We start from the raw sequence: 17,680 nt of genomic DNA, 5'->3' as shown, positions 1-17,680 counted from the left end.
GTCTACTCCGGCCTACAAAATAATATCTTGTAGGTCGGATTAGCGCAGCGCCGTCCGGGCCATTATGATTGTGGAACCACGACGACGCTTGGTTTCTGTGGTTTGGCTCTGACGGCTATCACCACCCCAACAATCAGCAGCGCAATGCCGCTTACCGTCAGCAGCGTCGGGAATTCCTGGCGCAGGATAAAGGTGTACACCAGGCCAGCCAGCGTTTCGAAGACAATCAGCGGGCCGAGGATCACCGTCGGCAATTTTTGGCTGGCGACGTTCCAGCACAGTGCGCCAACCCACGAACACAATACCGCAATCGCTATCATCAGGCCGATAAACACGCCCGGACGCGGGCCGAAGGGCAGGGCAAAGTCCGGCGTTTGTCCGTTCAGCCACAGGCAGGCTGCAATATAACCGAGCAGAGAAACAGGCAACGTTACCAGTGCCTGGGCCGTCGCCCACATCATCGGGTGCTTATCTGGATTCTCGCGCAGCCAGCGGGCATTACGCAGCGCATACCACGCCCAACACACTACCGAGATCAGCGCCAGCGCGATTCCAGAACCATAACGCCAGCCGCTAAAGTCGGGTAAGCCTTGATTCAGCTCCGAGATATTCACGCACAGCAGACCGATACCAATCAGCACCAGCGCAGGCGACAGACGCCACCATGATAATTTGCCGTCGCGCTGGCTGTAGAGCAGGTTAGCGAAGACCGGGATCACAACCGGCAATGTACCAATAATCATCGTTGAAACCGGCGCGCCAGTGCGCTGGATGGCGCTTGCCAGGCAAACGTAATAAATCAGATTACCCATCATCGTTAGCGCCAGCGCAGTGACCCAGTCTTTGCGCGTCAACTGACGCAAGCGTACACGCCCCAGCCAGGCAATCGGCAACGCTATTAGCCCCAGCGCCAGATAGCGCCCCATCGACTGCAATACCGCCGGATATTCCGGTACGATCAGCGGCCCAACAAAAATTAATCCCCACATCAGCCCAGCCAGCAGGGCATACAACACGCCGCTAATCATTTTTGACATCCACATCGCTTAACAATAAGTCGAGTGTAGGCAGGAAAAATGCAGCCGTATTGTATGAGATTGCTGTTCAACGCCGGACGACTTGTTTCTGATAACGTACCGGCGTAATACCGTAGCGATGGGTAAACGCGCGGGTGAGATGCGACTGGTCGGTGAGGCCGGTTGCGGCAGCGACCTCCGCGGCGGGCATTCCGTGAGTGAGAAAACCTTTGGCTCGCCACAGGCGGATAGCCATCAGCATCTGGTGCGGCGTGACGTGGAAATGAGATTTAAACTGGCGCTGAAAATGCCAGGGACTCAGCGCTGCAACCCGCGCCAGTTCGTCGAGCGTGACCGGGTGCATATAATTATCGTGCAAATACTCGCGTACCCGTTCAAAGCGATGCGCTCCCTCCGGTAATACCGGCGCATGGCGGGCCAGCGGCTGGAACGTGTCGATCAGATCGAGTAATAGCCCTTTTTGCGCCAGCGGATCCTCAGTGTTCCACAGGCCATGGATCAGCGAGCAGATCTGGCGCGAGCGTAGCGGATCGTGGCGCGTTACGTCATGAAACCACCAGTGGCGGATCCCGGTGACTTCTTCCAGAAGATCGGGCTCAAGATAGATCATCCGATAGCGCCAGCCGTCGGCGGTTTCCGCTTCGCCGGTATGTAGCTCATCGGGATTCATGGTGACGACGGAATGGGCGGGGGCCACGTACTGCGTGCCGCGATAGCGAAAACGTTCGGCTCCGGCTTCTATCGCGCCAATACCAAACGCTTCATGGGTGTGGGGTTCAAAGGCGTAACGCGAGATGTGCGCATGATACAGCTCAACGCCCGGCACCTGTGCCAGATGGCGAAAGCGGGCGCTGTCTTTCTCATCAATAAACTGCTCAGGTACACCTTGCACGTCTTCTCTCCCCACGCATCATCATGTCATTATCAGAGAGGATGCGCGGGGATGCCACCACAATTAACTAATTTTTAACACTTACACGATGCTTTTGACGCTGTCTGCCAGCGACGTGGTTGGGCGACCAATCAGTTTGCTCAGCGTATGGCTGTCGTCGAAGAGGCCACCTTTAGAGGCACCAACGTCTGAGTCAGCCAGCATGTCCGCCAGTCCGGCAGGCAGACCTACACTTTTCAGCGCGGCGGCAAAATCAGCTTCGCTCAGGTTTTGATACACCACTTTTTTACCGCTCTGTTTTGCCAGTTCGGCCGCCAGCTGGCTCAGGGTCCAGCCTGCGTCGCCCGCCAGTTCATAGATTTTACCGGCATGACCGTCTTCACTGATGACGCGCGCGGCGGCAGCGGCATAGTCGGCACGGGTCGCCGAGGCGATTTTGCCTTCTCCCGCCGCCCCAATAAACACGCCGTGTTCCAGCGCGGCTGGTGCGCTGGCGAGATAGTTTTCGGTGTACCAACCGTTACGCAGCAGCGCGTACGCGATACCGGATTCAGCCAGCATCTTCTCGGTTGCGACATGCTCATCAGCCAGCCCCAGCGGGGAGCGATCGGCGTGCAGCAGGCTGGTGTAGGCGATAAATTTCACGTGGGCCGCTTTCGCCGCGTTAATCACGTTGCGATGCTGCGGGGCACGTTGTCCCACTTCGCTGGAGGAGATTAGCAGTAACTTGTCTATCCCCTGTAAGGCCGTGGTAAAGGCAGCTTCATCACTGTAATCCGCCTGACGAACGGTAATGCCCTGCTGGCTAAGCGCCGTCGCTTTAGCAGGATTACGCACAATAGCCACAATCTGGCTGGCAGGAACGGTTTTCAGTAGCGTTTCAATAACGTGTTGGCCCAGTTGGCCAGTGGCACCAGTAATCGCGATCATAGGATAACTCCTTTGGTATTGGTCTTGTGTTTAATCACATTAACACCTAAACTTACTTTTGGTAAGTACGTACAAAAAGGTTAGTATGAAAATGACAGCTTTGACGCTCTCCCAGCAATTACGTGATGGCAACTTGTTTGCCGAGCAGTGTCCCTCCCGCGAGGTGTTAAAACACGTCACCAGCCGCTGGGGTGTATTGATTCTGGTGGCGCTGCGCGACGGTACGCACCGTTTCAGCGATTTGCGCCGTAAGATGGGCGGCGTCAGTGAAAAAATGCTGGCGCAATCCCTGCAGGCGTTAGAACAGGACGGGTTTATCAATCGGGTGTCATATCCGGTGGTACCGCCGCATGTGGAGTATAGCCTGACACCGTTGGGTGAGCAGGTGAGCGAAAAAGTCGCAGCGCTGGCGGACTGGATAGAGGTGAATTTGCCGCAGGTTTTGGCAAATCATACCGTTAAGAACGAAGACGTCCCGGCATCAGCGTAAACGACCTGGTCGGGCTTGCCGGATGGCGCAGCGCCACCCGGCGTGGTCTTACTTACTCAAATCCAACTGATAAATGGCGAAGCCGATGTCATCGGTAGCGACTTTCTTCAGTGGATACTGGCCTTTCTCTTTGATAAACGCAGCGGCTTTATCAGACGGTGATGTTTCAAAGCGAATATCCAGTTGTGTCTCGCTGTGAATCGGCGCCAAACGCCAGTTGTTATCTGCCGCCGGATGAATTTCGCCTGCGCTCTTTGTCTGGGAACCTATCCATGCTGCCAGCACCGAGCGGTTTTCATCTGGTGATGCAAACGCGATGTGGCTGTCGCCGGTCCCGGCAAACTTACCGCCGTAGGCGCGGTAGTTGTTGGTCGCGACGAGGAAGGTTGCGTTCGGATCGATCGGTTTGCCGTTAAAGGTCAGATTTTTAATACGCTCCGCTTGCGGGTTAATCGTCTGGCATTCACCGTCATAGCGAGCGGGTTGTGAAACATCAATCTGATAATTCACGCCGTCAATCACGTCGAAGTTATAGGTACGGAAGCCATCCCAGTTAATTAACGACTGTGGTTTGCTGCTGTGGATATCAATCTGATTAAACTGCCCGGCAGAACATTCCAGCCACTCTTTCACCTCTTTACCGCTGGCTTTCACCACGACCAGGGTATTGGGATAGAGATACAAATCAGCGGCGTTACGGAAGGTAAGCTGACCTTTTTCGACTTCGACAAAGCTGGCCGGATCGTTCTTGCGTCCACCGACTTTAAACGGCGCAGCGGCGGAAAGTACCGGTAGTTTTGCCAGGTCCGGATCGCCCTGGATAAAATGTTCCACATAGGCTTTCTGCGCGTTATTCACCACCTGCACGGTCGGGTCGTCCTGAACCAGCGCCAGATAGCTGTACATGTTGTCGGCAGATTTACCGATTGGTTTGCTGACAAATTCACGCGTGGCATCGTGATCGGCTTTTAGGATCTCAACGATTTTTTGGTCTTCGCCAGCCAGTGATTTTTTGGCCGCGGCGTCATAAATCGGGCGCGCCTGCGCTTTCCCCTGCGTAACCTGCCATTTACCGCTGTCGTTATTCAGCACTAAATCCACCACCCCCAGGTGATCGCCCCACATGCCCGGCATCACCGCAGGAACGCCATTGAGCGTGCCTGTTGTGATATCTGCGCCTTTGATGTTGGCAAAGTCTTTCCCCGGGAAAACGGCGTGAGCGTGACCAAACATAATGGCATCCACGCCCGGAACTTCACTGAGGTAGTAAACGGAGTTTTCCGCCATCGCCTGGTATGGGTCGGCAGAAAGCCCGGAGTGAGCAACCACCACCACGACATCGGCACCTTTGGCTCGCATTTCCGGCACGTATTTACGTGCGGTTTCCGTAATGTCATTCACCGTCACTTTGCCGCTGAGGTTGGCTTTATCCCAGGTCATGATCTGCGGCGGCACAAAACCGATATAGCCAATTTTCAGCGTCTGCTTGTTTCCTTCCTGATCGACAACCTCAGTCTCTTTGATTAGATAAGGAGTAAATAGCGGCTTTTTGGTCTTAACGTCGATGATATTGGCGTTAACGTAAGGGAACTTCGCCCCGGCTAGCGCGTTGTGCAGATACTCAAGACCGTAGTTAAATTCATGGTTGCCAAGGTTACCCACTGCGTAATCCAGCGTATTCAGTGCCTTATATACCGGATGCGTTTCGCCCGCTTTCAGCCCCTTGGCCGCCATATAATCCCCGAGCGGGCTGCCCTGAATCAGATCACCGTTATCAACCAGCACGCTGTTTTTGACTTCACCACGTGCTGCGTTGATCAGGCTTGCCGTACGAACCAGGCCAAATTTTTCAGTCGGCGTATCTTTGTAATAATCGAAATCCATCATATTGCTATGTAAATCAGTGGTTTCCATTATGCGCAGATCGACGGTCGCGGCATTGACGCTGGCTGCAATCAGCGTGGCCAGAAACGTTGCACTAAACTTAATCATCAGGGGCATCCTTTTAAGATCTAAGCCACAAAAGAAAATGTATATAAATCTTCTTGCTTACAGAACTGTGAATCATGACATGAATATAGCGTTTAAAACCGCAGACGCTATCACAGTTGGCGGATCCTTTGGCGATCGGGTATAAGTAAAACAACGAGTTAACACCACGACAGAAACGAGGTGGAGAATGTTAGAACATGTATGCCAGCTTGCACGGAATGCGGGCGATGCCATTATGCAGGTCTACGATGGAATCAAACCGATGGAGATTACCAGCAAGCAGGACGATTCTCCGGTCACGGCGGCGGATATCGCCGCGCATACGGTGATCCTCGAAGGATTACTGGCGCTGACGCCGGATATTCCGGTCCTGTCTGAAGAAGCGCCTCCTGGCTGGGATGTTCGCCAGCACTGGCAGCGCTACTGGCTGGTAGACCCGCTGGACGGTACCAAAGAGTTCATTAAGCGTAACGGTGAATTCACCGTCAATATTGCGCTTATCGAGCAAGGAAAGCCGGTACTGGGCGTGGTTTACGCGCCGGTGATGAAAGTGATGTACAGCGCGGCAGAAGGTAAAGCGTGGAAAGAAGAGTGCGGCGTGCGCAAACAAATCCATGTTCGTGACGCGCGTCCGCCGTTGGTGGTGATTAGCCGCTCGCATGCTGACAATGAGTTAAAAGAGTATCTGCAACAGTTGGGTGAGCACCAGACCACGTCGATTGGCTCATCGCTGAAGTTCTGCCTGGTGGCGGAAGGGCAGGCACAGCTGTACCCACGTTTTGGGCCAACTAACGTATGGGACACCGCCGCTGGCCACGCTGTTGCCGCCGCAGCCGGGGCGCACGTTCACGACTGGCAGGGGAAATCTCTGGATTACACCCCACGTGAATCATTCCTCAACCCCGGCTTCCGCGTCGCTATTTACTGAGTAATTTGTGCAGCAGGGCAATAACCTGCTGCACCTCTTCCTGCGTTAACGCACCATCTTTTGCCCACTGAACGCGTCCGTCCTTATCAAGTACGGCGATAGCGGAGCTCTCTTCATCCAGTTGCCAGGCTTTACGCGCAATGCCATTGCTGTCGACAATAAATTGTGACCACGGGTAGAGCTTCTTATTGCTCTCCAGACTGCTGCGTACAAACATACCGGAGCCAGGAATGGCGTCATCGGTGTTGACGATCGTGGTGGTCTGGTATTTGTCGTGCGGCAGGTTGGCCGCCTTGATTGCCTCGATCAGCGTAGCATTTTTCTCTTTGGCGGAGGTGCGTCCGGCAATGTGTTGCACAATTCGCACTTTCCCTGGCAACTGCGCGCTATTCCAGCTTTTGTAGCTAAACTTATCGTTATCGAGAATCAGTTCGCCGCGATCGGCGATCCCCACCGGCGGTACGCGCTGGTTGGTCTCAAACGAATGCGCACCGGCAATCATCGGCAGCAGCAGGCACGACAGCGCCAGCAGTTTTTGTAAGGTCATAGGTTTTCCTTCTTTCTTTATTTTGCAGGTGATCCGACCACTTGGGTCTGGAATTTAATCATATGTGCGATTGATGCTTTTTCCCGCAAGCGCGATGCCAGTTTGCGGACGGGCGCACAAATCCTGCGAAAAATGAAGGCTTATACTGAAGACAGCGAAGCGTTGAAAAGATAATTCTGAATATTTGTAACCTGAAGGTAAATAAACTTATACACGCTGGAAACATGAGCGAGATAGTCTATAGTCATAGGGCATTAAAATTTGCGCCTGAGGATTGTCGGACCGATTGTGGTACCGCAAAGGCGTAATGCTCAGCAGGAGACAACAATGAAAATTTTCCAACGATACAACCCGCTGCAGGTGGCGAAGTACGTGAAGATCCTGTTTCGTGGACGGTTATATATCAAGGATGTAGGCGCTTTTGAATTTGATAAGGGTAAGATTCTTATCCCAAAAGTGAAGGACAAACTGCATTTTTCCGTGATGTCCGAAGTTAACCGTCAGGTCTTGCGTCTGCAAACTGAGATGGCTTGATCAAAGTGCTATGCGGTAGTTAAAAAAACGGCTCCTGGATGGGAGCCGTTGATGTTTCTGCAGGACGTTAAGACGCCTTTGCCTCTTCTTTTGCATCCGGCAGTTTCGGTACCAGTACGGTAGGTTTACTGTCCAGACGCGTCACCAGCAGCTGATCGATCTTGTAGTTATCGATATCCACCACTTCAAATTTGTAGCCTGAATACTTCACCGAGTCGGTGCGTTTCGGGATTTTACGCAGCATGAACATCATAAAGCCGCCGATGGTTTCATAGTTGCCGGACTGCGGGAACTCATCGATATCCAGGACGCGCATAACGTCATCAATCGGCGTACCGCCATCGACTAACCATGAGTTTTCATCGCGCGCCACGATCTGCTCTTCCAGACCCTGACCGACTAAATCGCCCATCAGCGTAGTCATAACGTCGTTGAGCGTGATAATCCCCACCACCAGTGCGTACTCGTTCATGATGACGGCAAAGTCTTCGCCTGCGGTTTTGAAGCTTTCCAGCGCTTCAGAGAGCGTCAGCGTATCCGGCACAATCAGCGTATTGCGGATCTGTACGCCACTGTTCAGCGCCATGCTTTGGTTCGCCAGTACGCGGTTGAGGAGATCCTTTGAATCGACATAGCCAATGATGTGGTCGATATCTTCGTTACACACCAGGAATTTGGAGTGTGGATGTTCCGCCACCTTGTTCTTCAGGCTTTGCTCATCTTCGTGGAGATCGAACCAGATAATATTCTCGCGCGAGGTCATGGAAGACGGTACGGTACGGGATTCCAGTTCGAACACATTTTCAATCAGCTCATGTTCCTGCTTACGCAGAACCCCCGCCAACGCACCCGCTTCGACCACGGCGTAAATATCGTCCGAGGTGATGTCGTCTTTACGCACCATCGGGATCTTAAACAGACGGAAGATGTTATTTGCCAGACCGTTGAAGAACCACACCAGCGGGCGGAAGACGAGCAGGCAGAAGCGCATCGGGTTGATGATACGCAAAGCCACAGCTTCTGGCGCAATCATACCGATGCGTTTCGGAGTTAAATCCGCGAACAGGATGAACAGGCCAGTAACCAGCGAGAACGACAGAATAAAGCTTAACTGTTCGGACAGCTCTGGAGTGAAGTACTTCGAGAAAAGGCTGTAAAACGCCGGGGAGAATGCCGCATCACCGACAATACCACCGAGAATAGCGACCGCGTTAAGGCCAATTTGCACGACGGTAAAAAACATGCCGGGGTTTTCCTGCATCTTCAAAACACGTTGTGCGTTTACGTTGCCTTCATCGGCAAGCAGTTTAAGTTTTATTTTGCGTGATGCAGCAAGCGAGATCTCGGATATCGAGAAAAACGCACTCACGGCGATCAGGCAGAGAATGACTAAAATACTGTTTAACATATCTTATCCGACCGTTAAGGCCAGATCCTCGGAAGGGATAAATTGATAAATCCGTGTGAAATACACATTGAAAACCGGTCCGAAGGGAGTGGACCGGCAATTTCAGGAGCTAGTATAGCGTAAGGTACTGTAAAGCCGCCAGAGGGTGGCGATTATCCTTGTGGCGGCAGACAAACGCCAATCCCGCCAATGCCACAGTACCCATAAGGATTTTTATGCAGATACTGCTGGTGGTCGTCCTCGGCATAGTAGAACGGGGTTGCGGTAGTGATTTCCGTTGTAATAGTGCGCTCGTCGCCAGCGGCGGTCATTGCTGCCTGAAAACGCTCAAGGCTTGCCTGTGCCGCGACGGTTTGCTCCGGTGTTAACGGGTAAATGGCGGAGCGATACTGCGTCCCCTGGTCGTTCCCCTGACGCATGCCCTGCGCCGGGTCGTGATTTTCCCAGAACACCTGCAGCAGTTGCTCGTAGCTGATAACATGCGGATCATAGACGACGCGTACCGCTTCGGCGTGTCCGGTATCGCCGGAACACACTTCCCGATAGGTTGGGTTAGGGGTGTAGCCGCCGGTATATCCGGCCGCTGTGCTGTATACCCCGGGTAATGACCAGAATAAACGTTCAACGCCCCAGAAACATCCCATGGCGAAAAAGGCTATCTCCATACCGTCGGGCACGTTGGTCATCGAATGTTGGTTAACCGCATGCAGCGTTGCCACTGGCATCGGGGTGTTGCGTCCAGGTAGGGCATCTGCTTGAGTAACAAGATGCTTTCTATCAAATAAACTCATGGCCGTTCTCCCGAAATCAGTCATTTGGGTTAAGGTTGTAACGAGACGCGTCTTTGCCCACAATAAACGGCGTGAATACGTCTAGAGTTAAACATAAGAAATATTTGGGTTGTCGTCTGTTTTTCAACTCTTATTGTTGATTTTTTGTTAAGCCGAGGAACGGCATAGTATTTTTTTCCAGGGGTGGGAAAAAAGGATATTCAGGAGAAAATGTGCCACATATCCGTCAGTTATGTTGGGTGGGATTACTGTGCTTAAGTGGCTCCGCCGCCGCAGCGAATGTTCGCTTACAGGTCGAAGGATTATCAGGACCGCTGGAGAAAAACGTCCGTGCGCAGCTATCCACGATTCAAAGTGATGAAGTCACTCCAGACCGACGCTTTCGTGCGCGCGTTGATGATGCCATCCGCGAAGGGCTAAAAGCGCTGGGCTACTTTGAGCCCACCATTGATTTTGAGCTGCGTCCGCCGCCGGCGAAAGGACGCCAGGTGCTGATTGCCAAAGTGACCCCTGGTGAGCCGGTGCTGATTGGCGGCACCGAAGTGATTCTGCGCGGTGGCGCACGTACGGATAAAGATTACCTGGATCTGCTGAAAACGCGACCGGCAATCGGCACCGTGCTGAATCAGGGGGACTATGATAACTTCAAAAAATCACTCACCAGCGTGGCGCTGCGCAAAGGCTATTTCGACAGTGAATTTAATAAAAGCCAGCTTGGGATAGCGCTCGAACGCCGCCAGGCATTCTGGGATATCGATTACAACAGCGGTGAACGCTATCGCTTTGGGCATGTCACTTTTGAAGGCTCGCAAATTCGCGATGAGTACCTGCAAAATCTGGTGCCCTTTAAAGAGGGTGAAGAGTACGAGTCGAAAGATCTGGGCGAACTGAACCGTCGTCTGTCGGCGACCGGATGGTTTAATTCCGTGGTCGTCGCACCGGAATTTGATAAAGCCCGTGAAACCAAAGTGCTGCCGCTGAAAGGCGTGGTGTCGCCGCGAACTGAAAATACCATCGAAACCGGGGTCGGTTACTCAACTGACGTCGGTCCACGGGTGAAGACCTCGTGGAAAAAGCCGTGGATGAACTCCTATGGCCACAGCCTGACCACCAGCGCCAGCATCTCTGCGCCAGAGCAGGTTCTTGATTTCAGTTATAAAATGCCGCTATTAAAGAACCCGCTGGAGCAGTATTACCTGGTGCAGGGGGGCTTTAAGCGTACCGATTTAAACGATACCGAGCAGGACTCCACTACGCTTGCGGTTTCCCGCTACTGGGATCTCTCCAGCGGCTGGCAGCGCGCGATCAACCTGCGCTGGAGCCTCGACCACTTTACCCAGGGTAACGTCACTAACACCACCATGCTGCTCTATCCGGGCGTGATGATCAGTCGGACGCGCTCGCGCGGCGGTCTGATGCCAGTCTGGGGCGACTCCCAACGTTATTCCATCGATTACTCCAACACGGCCTGGGGTTCAGACGTTGATTTCTCCGTCTTCCAGGCGCAAAACGTCTGGATCCGCACGCTGTACGATCGTCATCGCTTTGTAATGCGCGGCAACCTCGGCTGGATCGAAACCGGGGACTTCGACAAAGTACCGCCGGATCTGCGTTTCTTCGCCGGGGGCGATCGCAGCATTCGCGGCTACAAATACAAATCTATTTCGCCTGAAGGCAGCGACGGCAAGCTGAAAGGGGCCTCTAAACTGGCGACCGGCTCGTTGGAATATCAGTACAACGTGACCGGAAAATGGTGGGGCGCGATGTTTGTCGATAGCGGCGAAGCGGTCAGCGATATCCGCAGAAGCGATTTCAAAACCGGTGCCGGGGTCGGCGTACGCTGGCAATCGCCAGTGGGACCCATCAAGCTCGACTTTGCTGTCCCTGTGGGCGACAAAGATGAACATGGTTTACAGTTTTACATCGGTCTGGGGCCTGAATTATGAGTTTATGGAAGAAGATAAGCCTCGGCGTGCTGATTTTTATCCTGCTGTTGTTAGGCACGGTGGCGTTCCTCGTCGGCACCACCTCGGGCCTGCATCTGCTCTTCAAAGCGGCGAATCGTTGGGTTCCGGGGCTGGAGATTGGTCAGGTCACCGGCGGCTGGCGGGATTTATCGCTCAAAAATATTCGTTATGACCAGCCTGGCGTGGCGGTGAATGCTGGCGAAGTGCATCTGGCCGTGGGGCTTAACTGCCTGTGGGACAGCAGCCTGTGCGTCAACGATCTGTCGCTGAAAAATATCAACGTGGCGATCGACAGCAAAAAGATGCCGCCATCAGCGCCGGTTGAAGAGGAAGAGAGCGGTCCGCTTAACCTTTCCACACCTTACCCAATCACGCTTTCGCGCGTGACGCTGAACAACATCAATATCAAAATCGATGACACCACGGTTTCGGTGCTGGAATTTACCTCCGGCCTGAACTGGCAAGAAAAAACGCTAACCCTGAAGCCAACGTCATTACAGGGGCTTCTGATTGCCCTGCCTAAAGTGGCGGAAGTGGCGCAGGAAGAGGTTGTCGAACCAAAGATTCAAAATCCGCAACCGGATGAAAAACCGCTCGGCGAAACGCTAAAAGATCTGTTCTCAAAGCCGGTGCTGCCGGAAATGACCGATGTCCATCTGCCGCTCAATCTCAACATTGAAGCGTTTCGCGGCGAGCAGCTGCGCGTGACCGGGGATACGGATTTAACGGTACATAACATGCTGCTGAAAGTGAGCAGCATTGACGGCAACATGAAACTCGATGCACTGGATATCGACTCGAATCAGGGGACGGTAAAAGCCAGCGGCACGGCGCAACTGACCGACACGTGGCCGGTCGATATTACGTTAAACAGCACGCTCAACGTCGATCCGTTAAAAGGCGAAAAGGTGAAGCTGAAGGTCGGCGGCGCGCTGCGTGAACAGCTGGAAGTCGGCGTAAATCTGTCTGGTCCGGTGGATATGGACCTGCGGGCGCAGGCGCGTCTGGCGGAAGCCGGATTGCCGCTCAACCTTGAGGTGGTGAGTAAGCAGGTTTACTGGCCGTTTACTGGCGACAAGCAGTTCCAGGCTGATGACATCAAGCTCAAACTGACCGGTAAGATGACCGACTATACGCTGTCGATGCGTACCGCTGTGAAAGGGCAGGATATTCCTCCGGCTACCATCACGCTGGACGCCAAAGGCAACGAACAGCAGATCAATCTCGACAAACTCAGCGTTGCGGCGCTGGAAGGGAAAACTGAGCTGAAAGCGCTGGTGGACTGGCAGCAGGCGATCAGCTGGCGCGGGGAGCTAACGCTGGATGGCATCAACACGGCGAAAGCGATCCCGGAGTGGCCATCAAAACTGAATGGCCTGGTGAAAACTCGCGGCAGTCTGTACGGCGGAAGCTGGCAGATGGAGGTGCCCGAGCTGAAGCTGACCGGCAACGTGAAGCAGAACAAGGTTAATGTGCACGGCTCGCTGAAGGGTAACAGCTACCTGCAGTGGACGATTCCGGGCCTGCATCTGGAACTGGGACGCAACAGCGCGGATGTGAAAGGGGAACTGGGGGTCAAAGACCTCAATCTCGACGCGACGATTGATGCCCCGAGCCTGGATAACGCGCTGCCGGGACTGGGCGGTACGGCGAAAGGGCTGGTAAAAGTTCGCGGTACGGTTGAAGCGCCACAGCTGCTGGCGGATATCACCGCCCGGGGTCTGCGCTGGCAGGAGCTGTCCGTCGCTCAGGTGCGCGTCGAAGGCGACGTGAAATCGGCAGAGCAAATCGCTGGTAATCTCAACGTTCGCGTAGAGCGGATTGTACAGCCTGACGTGAATATTGGCCTGGTGACGCTCAATGCCAAAGGTAGCGAAAAGCAGCATGAGCTGCAGCTGCGCATTCAGGGGGAACCGGTCTCCGGGCAGCTCTCCCTGGCAGGTAGCTTTGATCGCCAAGAGCAGCGCTGGAAAGGTGCGTTAAGCGATACCCGCTTCCAGACGCCGGTCGGACCGTGGTCCCTTAACCGTCCTGTCGCGCTGGATTATCGCAATCAGGAACAGAAAATCAGCATTGGGCCGCACTGCTGGAACAACCCGAATGCGGAACTGTGCGTACCGCAAACTATTGATGCCGGTGCACAAGGACGCGCGGTGGTGAACCTTAACCGCTTTGACCTGGCGATGCTAAAACCGTTTATGCCGGATACAACCCAGGCCAGCGGTGTTTTCACTGGCAAAGCAGATGTGAGCTGGGACACCACCAAAGAGGGGCTGCCGCAGGGGCAGGTTACGCTGAGCGGACGTAATGTGAAGGTCACGCAAAGCGTAAACGATGCGCCACTCCCTGTGGCGTTTGAAACGCTGAATCTGACCGCCGACCTGCACAATAACCGTGCCGAGCTGGGTTGGCTGATTCGCCTGACTAACAACGGGCAGTTTGACGGCCAGGTGCAGGTGACGGATCCGCAAGGACGCCGCAGTCTCGGCGGCAACGTCAACATCCGCAACTTTAATCTGGCGATGGTGAACCCCATTTTCTCGCGCGGTGAAAAAGCGGCAGGGGTGATCAACGCCAACCTACGTCTGGGCGGCGATGTGCAAAGCCCGCAGCTGCTCGGACAGTTGCAGCTGAGCGGTCTGGATATCGACGGCAACTTTATGCCGTTTGACATGCAGCCAAGCCAGTTAGCCGTTAACTTCACCGGAACACGCTCAACGCTGGCGGGCGTGGTACGTACGCAGCAGGGCGAAATTAACCTGAGCGGCGATGCCGACTGGAGTCAGATAGACAACTGGCGGGCGCGCGTTGCGGCTAAAGGCAGCAGGGTTCGTATTACCGTGCCGCCGATGGTCCGCCTGGACGTATCGCCGGACGTGGTCTTTGAAGCCACGCCGAGCCTGTTTACCCTTGATGGCAACGTGGATGTGCCGTGGGCGCGTATCGTGGTACACGACCTGCCGGAGAGCGCGGTAGGGGTTTCCAGCGATATGGTCATGCTTAACAACAATCTGCAACCGGAGAAACCGCAGACAGCAGGTATTCCGATCAACAGCAACCTGAACATCCACGTCGGTAACAACGTGCGTATTGACGCCTTTGGTCTGAAAGCGCGTCTGACGGGCGATCTGAAAGTGGTGCAGGATAAGCAGGGACTGGGGCTGAACGGACAAATTAATATTCCGAGCGGACGTTTCCATGCCTATGGTCAGGATCTGATTGTGCGTAAGGGCGAGCTGTTGTTCTCCGGTCCGCCGGATCAGCCGTTACTCAACATCGAAGCAATTCGTAACCCGGAAGCCACCGAAGACGACGTGATCGCCGGGGTTCGCGTCACGGGCACCGCCGATGAACCGAAGGCAGAAATCTTCTCCGACCCGGCGATGTCGCAGCAAATGGCGCTTTCCTACCTGCTACGCGGACAAGGACTGGATAGCGAACAGAGCGACAGCGCGGCAATGACTTCAATGCTTATTGGTCTGGGGGTTGCACAAAGTGGTCAGGTTGTGGGTAAAATCGGGGAGACATTTGGCGTAAGCAATCTGGCACTGGACACACAAGGGGTGGGTGATTCATCTCAGGTGGTTGTCAGCGGATACGTACTGCCAGGTCTGCAGGTGAAATATGGTGTGGGTATATTTGACTCCTTAGCGACACTCACGCTACGTTATCGTCTGATGCCTAAGCTATATCTGGAAGCAGTGTCTGGCGTAGATCAGGCACTTGATTTGCTCTATCAGTTCGAGTTTTAGCAATGCGAATATTTGTCTACGGCAGTTTACGAACCAAACAAGGCAACAGCCACTGGATGACCAATGCCCTGTTGCTGGGAAATTTCAGTATCGACAACTACCAGTTGTATAGCCTGGGCCACTATCCAGGCGCCGTTCCAGGAGAGGGAACAGTACACGGGGAAGTTTATCGTATTGATAACGCCACGCTGGCAGAGCTTGACGCTCTGCGTACCCGTGGCGGTGAATACGCACGCCAGTTAATTCAAACGCCGTACGGAAGTGCATGGATGTACGTGTACCAACGTCCGGTTGATGGCTTAACGCTGATTGAAAGCGGTAACTGGTTAGACCGAGACCAGTACTGATATGAACACGCCACCCTCGGGTGGCGTTGTTTTATTCTGGATTTAAAACTCCACGCGCGCGCCGAGGTTATAGCGGCGTCCTTCCACCTGTGCGGATTCGTTCCACGCGGTTGTCAGTTTCGGATCCTCATCCAGCACGTTGTAGACCCCAGCCATCAGTTGCGTGTGCTTATTGAGCTGATAACGTACGCCTACGTCCACCATCGTGTAGTCATCGTATTTATAGTTATTGCCGCTGTTGCGGTTACTGCTGCGATAATTCACCGTACTCCATACGTCCAGGCTTTGCGTTGCCGCCCAGTTCAGCGACAGATTCGCCATATGGCGCGGATAATCGTTTAGCGCGTAGCCTTTGTTAACGCCGCTTTTTTGTTCGCTGTGGTTCCAGGTGTAGTTAGCGTTGGCTTTTACATCGGCGGTAATCTGCCAGTCGGCATTCAGTTCTATACCGTATACATCCGCCTCGCTGACGTTGAAGTATTTACTGACGGAATCCGCGTTGTAGCCGTTGACGGAGCACTGGTTCGTCGACGTGGTTTCACAAATAGTTTGTTCAGCAATTTTGTCTTTGAACTGCGTATAGAAGACGGTGCTGTCGACCGATAGCGCATCTCCCGTCCAGTAGAGGCCAAGTTCAGAGTTAACGCTTTGTTCAGGTTTCAGGTCGTCGTTACCAACGGTGAGGAAGGGATAAGGTACGGTTGAGCCGTAAGGGGTTACGAAGTTGCTGGACGTCGCACGCAGCTCCGGTTTTTTATAGCCTGCGGAAACGCCGCCTTTCAGCGCCCAGTCATTGCTAAAGGCCCAGTTACCGTACATTTTCGGCGTAATATGTGTGCCAAAATTGTCATCCTGGTCCATCCTCGCTGACGTGGTCAGGATGAAATCGCCAATGCTCCAGCCGTCTTCAGCAAACAATGCCCAACCGTTACGGCTGATTTTGGTCACCGGGTCAGATCCGGGCAGCGTTTTGTTGGCCACATCAAAGCGGTCATTCAGCTCTTCGCGCGTGAAATTCGCCCCAACGGTCAGTTTATGGGTGTCGAGCGTGAAAGTGGTTTGCGAATTGGCGACGTAGTTCTCCATCTGCACATACTGCGGGGATTGTCCGTCATAAACGTACTTCGAACGGCCTTTTTCATAGTTTATGTAGTTGGTCGTCGCGATGGTGTCGTCTGCATACCAGCCGGTATGCGTCAGGGTGGCGGCGTTACGATCGAACAGCCATGACCACGGCGCACCGCGTTTCTGGGTACGGTTTTTTTCCTGCTCACCGGTGACCACGTTGAGATCGAACAGGTTATTCTCGCTGGCGGCCAGGCCCAATGTCATATCAACGGATTTACGATTGTGTTTGCCAAAATAGTTATTGCGATCGTCATCGCGACGGTCAAGCCAGTCGGCCGCCACGCTAAGGCCGAGAACATCGGGCACAATCGGCCCCATGGTAAACAAATTCATCTGGCTGGTATTACCTAAATACTGGTGTTCCTGCAGCCAGGTATTGGCAGCAATTGCCGTGGTCCACTCTTTTGCGCCGTACGGTTTTTTGGTAATGACGTTAACCACACCGCCGATGGCGTCTGAGCCGTACAGCGAGGACATCGGCCCACGGATAACTTCGATACGCTCAATGGCCTCCATTGGCGGTAAGAAGTTGGCTTCAGTACCAATATCATGTCCGTAAGGGCGAGATTCACCGGTATTTTGTTTGACGCTGTTGACCATAAAAGCGGTATAGGACGGGTCCATGCCGCGGATCATAATGCTACCGGCGTTCATGCCGCTGCTGTTGGTGACCGAGACGCCGGGAAGGTTTTTAATGGCTTCACCGATGCTACGGTCCGGCTGAATATCCAGCGTGTTACGATCAATAACTGAAATAGTGGCCGGCGCTTCGCGTTTTTGCTGCGAGAATCCGGATGCGGTGATCACCATTTCATCTTCGCTAGTGCGTGAGGTCTCGGTGAGTTCTTCTGCCTGGGTGGGGAAAATAACACCGCCTGAGAATGCAACGATCCCTGTCAGCGTAATAAGTTGACGCATTTTCATAATATAGACACCT

At 53.8% G+C, this 17,680-nt stretch carries 14 protein-coding genes; 6 read left to right on the top strand and 8 right to left on the bottom strand.

The genetic code is table 11. From position 1 onward, the window contains the following. Nucleotides 1-62: 62 nt before the first annotated feature. The 3 genes from HV243_RS22095 to HV243_RS22085 form a co-directional block, all read right to left on the bottom strand. A complete protein-coding gene (locus HV243_RS22095) occupies nt 63-1,028 on the bottom strand; it encodes a DMT family transporter (RefSeq protein ID WP_053389021.1) in 966 nt (321 codons plus the stop codon). 76 nt (nt 1,029-1,104) lie between these two features. Beyond that, nucleotides 1,105-1,929 carry an AraC family transcriptional regulator gene (locus HV243_RS22090; protein ID WP_016155523.1) on the bottom strand — a complete coding sequence of 275 codons (825 nt, stop codon included), beginning with the start codon at nt 1,927-1,929 and terminating at the stop codon, nt 1,105-1,107. Nucleotides 1,930-2,010: 81 nt separating this feature from the next. Next, entirely contained in the window at nt 2,011-2,859 is an 849-nt protein-coding gene (locus tag HV243_RS22085) for an SDR family oxidoreductase (RefSeq protein ID WP_016151442.1), read from the bottom strand. Nucleotides 2,860-2,944: 85 nt separating this feature from the next. Here HV243_RS22085 and HV243_RS22080 point away from each other — a divergent pair, with 85 nt between their 5' ends. Next, entirely contained in the window at nt 2,945-3,349 is a 405-nt protein-coding gene (locus HV243_RS22080) for a helix-turn-helix domain-containing protein (RefSeq protein WP_016151443.1), read from the top strand. Between the two features lie 48 nt (nt 3,350-3,397). On the opposite strand, the gene cpdB is transcribed toward HV243_RS22080, so the two are convergent. Continuing rightward, nucleotides 3,398-5,341, bottom strand: a complete 1,944-nt coding sequence (gene cpdB / locus HV243_RS22075) for a 2',3'-cyclic-nucleotide 2'-phosphodiesterase (protein WP_016155525.1) — start codon at nt 5,339-5,341, stop codon at nt 3,398-3,400. A 187-nt stretch (nt 5,342-5,528) separates the two neighbouring features. Between cpdB and cysQ the strand changes: the two genes are divergently transcribed. Further along, entirely contained in the window at nt 5,529-6,269 is a 741-nt protein-coding gene (cysQ, locus tag HV243_RS22070) for a 3'(2'),5'-bisphosphate nucleotidase CysQ (RefSeq protein WP_016151445.1), read from the top strand. On the opposite strand, the gene HV243_RS22065 is transcribed toward cysQ, so the two are convergent. After that, nucleotides 6,259-6,816: a YtfJ family protein gene (locus tag HV243_RS22065; protein ID WP_047358569.1), complete on the bottom strand. Its 558-nt coding sequence runs from the start codon at nt 6,814-6,816 to the stop codon at nt 6,259-6,261. The two genes, cysQ and HV243_RS22065, sit on opposite strands and share 11 nt — an antisense overlap. A gap of 327 nt (nt 6,817-7,143) precedes the next feature. On the opposite strand from HV243_RS22065, the gene HV243_RS22060 reads away from it, so the two are divergent. Next, complete coding sequence (locus tag HV243_RS22060; RefSeq protein WP_003025710.1) at nt 7,144-7,350, top strand: DUF1107 domain-containing protein; 207 nt, start codon at nt 7,144-7,146, stop codon at nt 7,348-7,350. A gap of 67 nt (nt 7,351-7,417) precedes the next feature. On the opposite strand, the gene HV243_RS22055 is transcribed toward HV243_RS22060, so the two are convergent. Both HV243_RS22055 and msrA read right to left on the bottom strand, forming a co-directional pair. Then, nucleotides 7,418-8,758, bottom strand: a complete 1,341-nt coding sequence (locus tag HV243_RS22055) for a hemolysin family protein (protein WP_003830418.1) — start codon at nt 8,756-8,758, stop codon at nt 7,418-7,420. A 152-nt stretch (nt 8,759-8,910) separates the two neighbouring features. Continuing rightward, nucleotides 8,911-9,549, bottom strand: a complete 639-nt coding sequence (gene msrA, locus HV243_RS22050; protein WP_046275831.1) for a peptide-methionine (S)-S-oxide reductase MsrA — start codon at nt 9,547-9,549, stop codon at nt 8,911-8,913. Between the two features lie 212 nt (nt 9,550-9,761). On the opposite strand from msrA, the gene tamA reads away from it, so the two are divergent. The 3 genes from tamA to HV243_RS22035 are packed head-to-tail and all read left to right on the top strand — an operon-like array spanning nt 9,762 to nt 15,615. Then, the gene (tamA, locus tag HV243_RS22045) at nt 9,762-11,495 is read left to right on the top strand and encodes an autotransporter assembly complex protein TamA (RefSeq protein WP_016155528.1); all 1,734 of its coding nucleotides are present in this window, start codon (nt 9,762-9,764) and stop codon (nt 11,493-11,495) included. Beyond that, nucleotides 11,492-15,268, top strand: coding sequence for an autotransporter assembly complex protein TamB (gene tamB / locus HV243_RS22040; protein WP_053389022.1), 3,777 nt, complete (start codon nt 11,492-11,494; stop codon nt 15,266-15,268). Before tamA ends, tamB begins: the two co-directional genes overlap by 4 nt. 2 nt (nt 15,269-15,270) lie before the next feature. Further along, nucleotides 15,271-15,615, top strand: a complete 345-nt coding sequence (locus HV243_RS22035; protein WP_016151451.1) for a gamma-glutamylcyclotransferase — start codon at nt 15,271-15,273, stop codon at nt 15,613-15,615. A 42-nt stretch (nt 15,616-15,657) separates the two neighbouring features. On the opposite strand, the gene HV243_RS22030 is transcribed toward HV243_RS22035, so the two are convergent. Continuing rightward, a complete protein-coding gene (locus tag HV243_RS22030; protein WP_053389023.1) occupies nt 15,658-17,667 on the bottom strand; it encodes a TonB-dependent receptor in 2,010 nt (669 codons plus the stop codon). Nucleotides 17,668-17,680: the final 13 nt, after the last annotated feature.

This window comes from Citrobacter sp. RHBSTW-00599, from assembly GCF_013784065.1.
In the GTDB taxonomy this organism is placed as follows: Bacteria; Pseudomonadota; Gammaproteobacteria; order Enterobacterales; family Enterobacteriaceae; genus Citrobacter; species Citrobacter braakii.
Note: the sequence above shows the minus strand (reverse complement) of the source record. Positions and strands in the feature narration are given on the sequence as shown.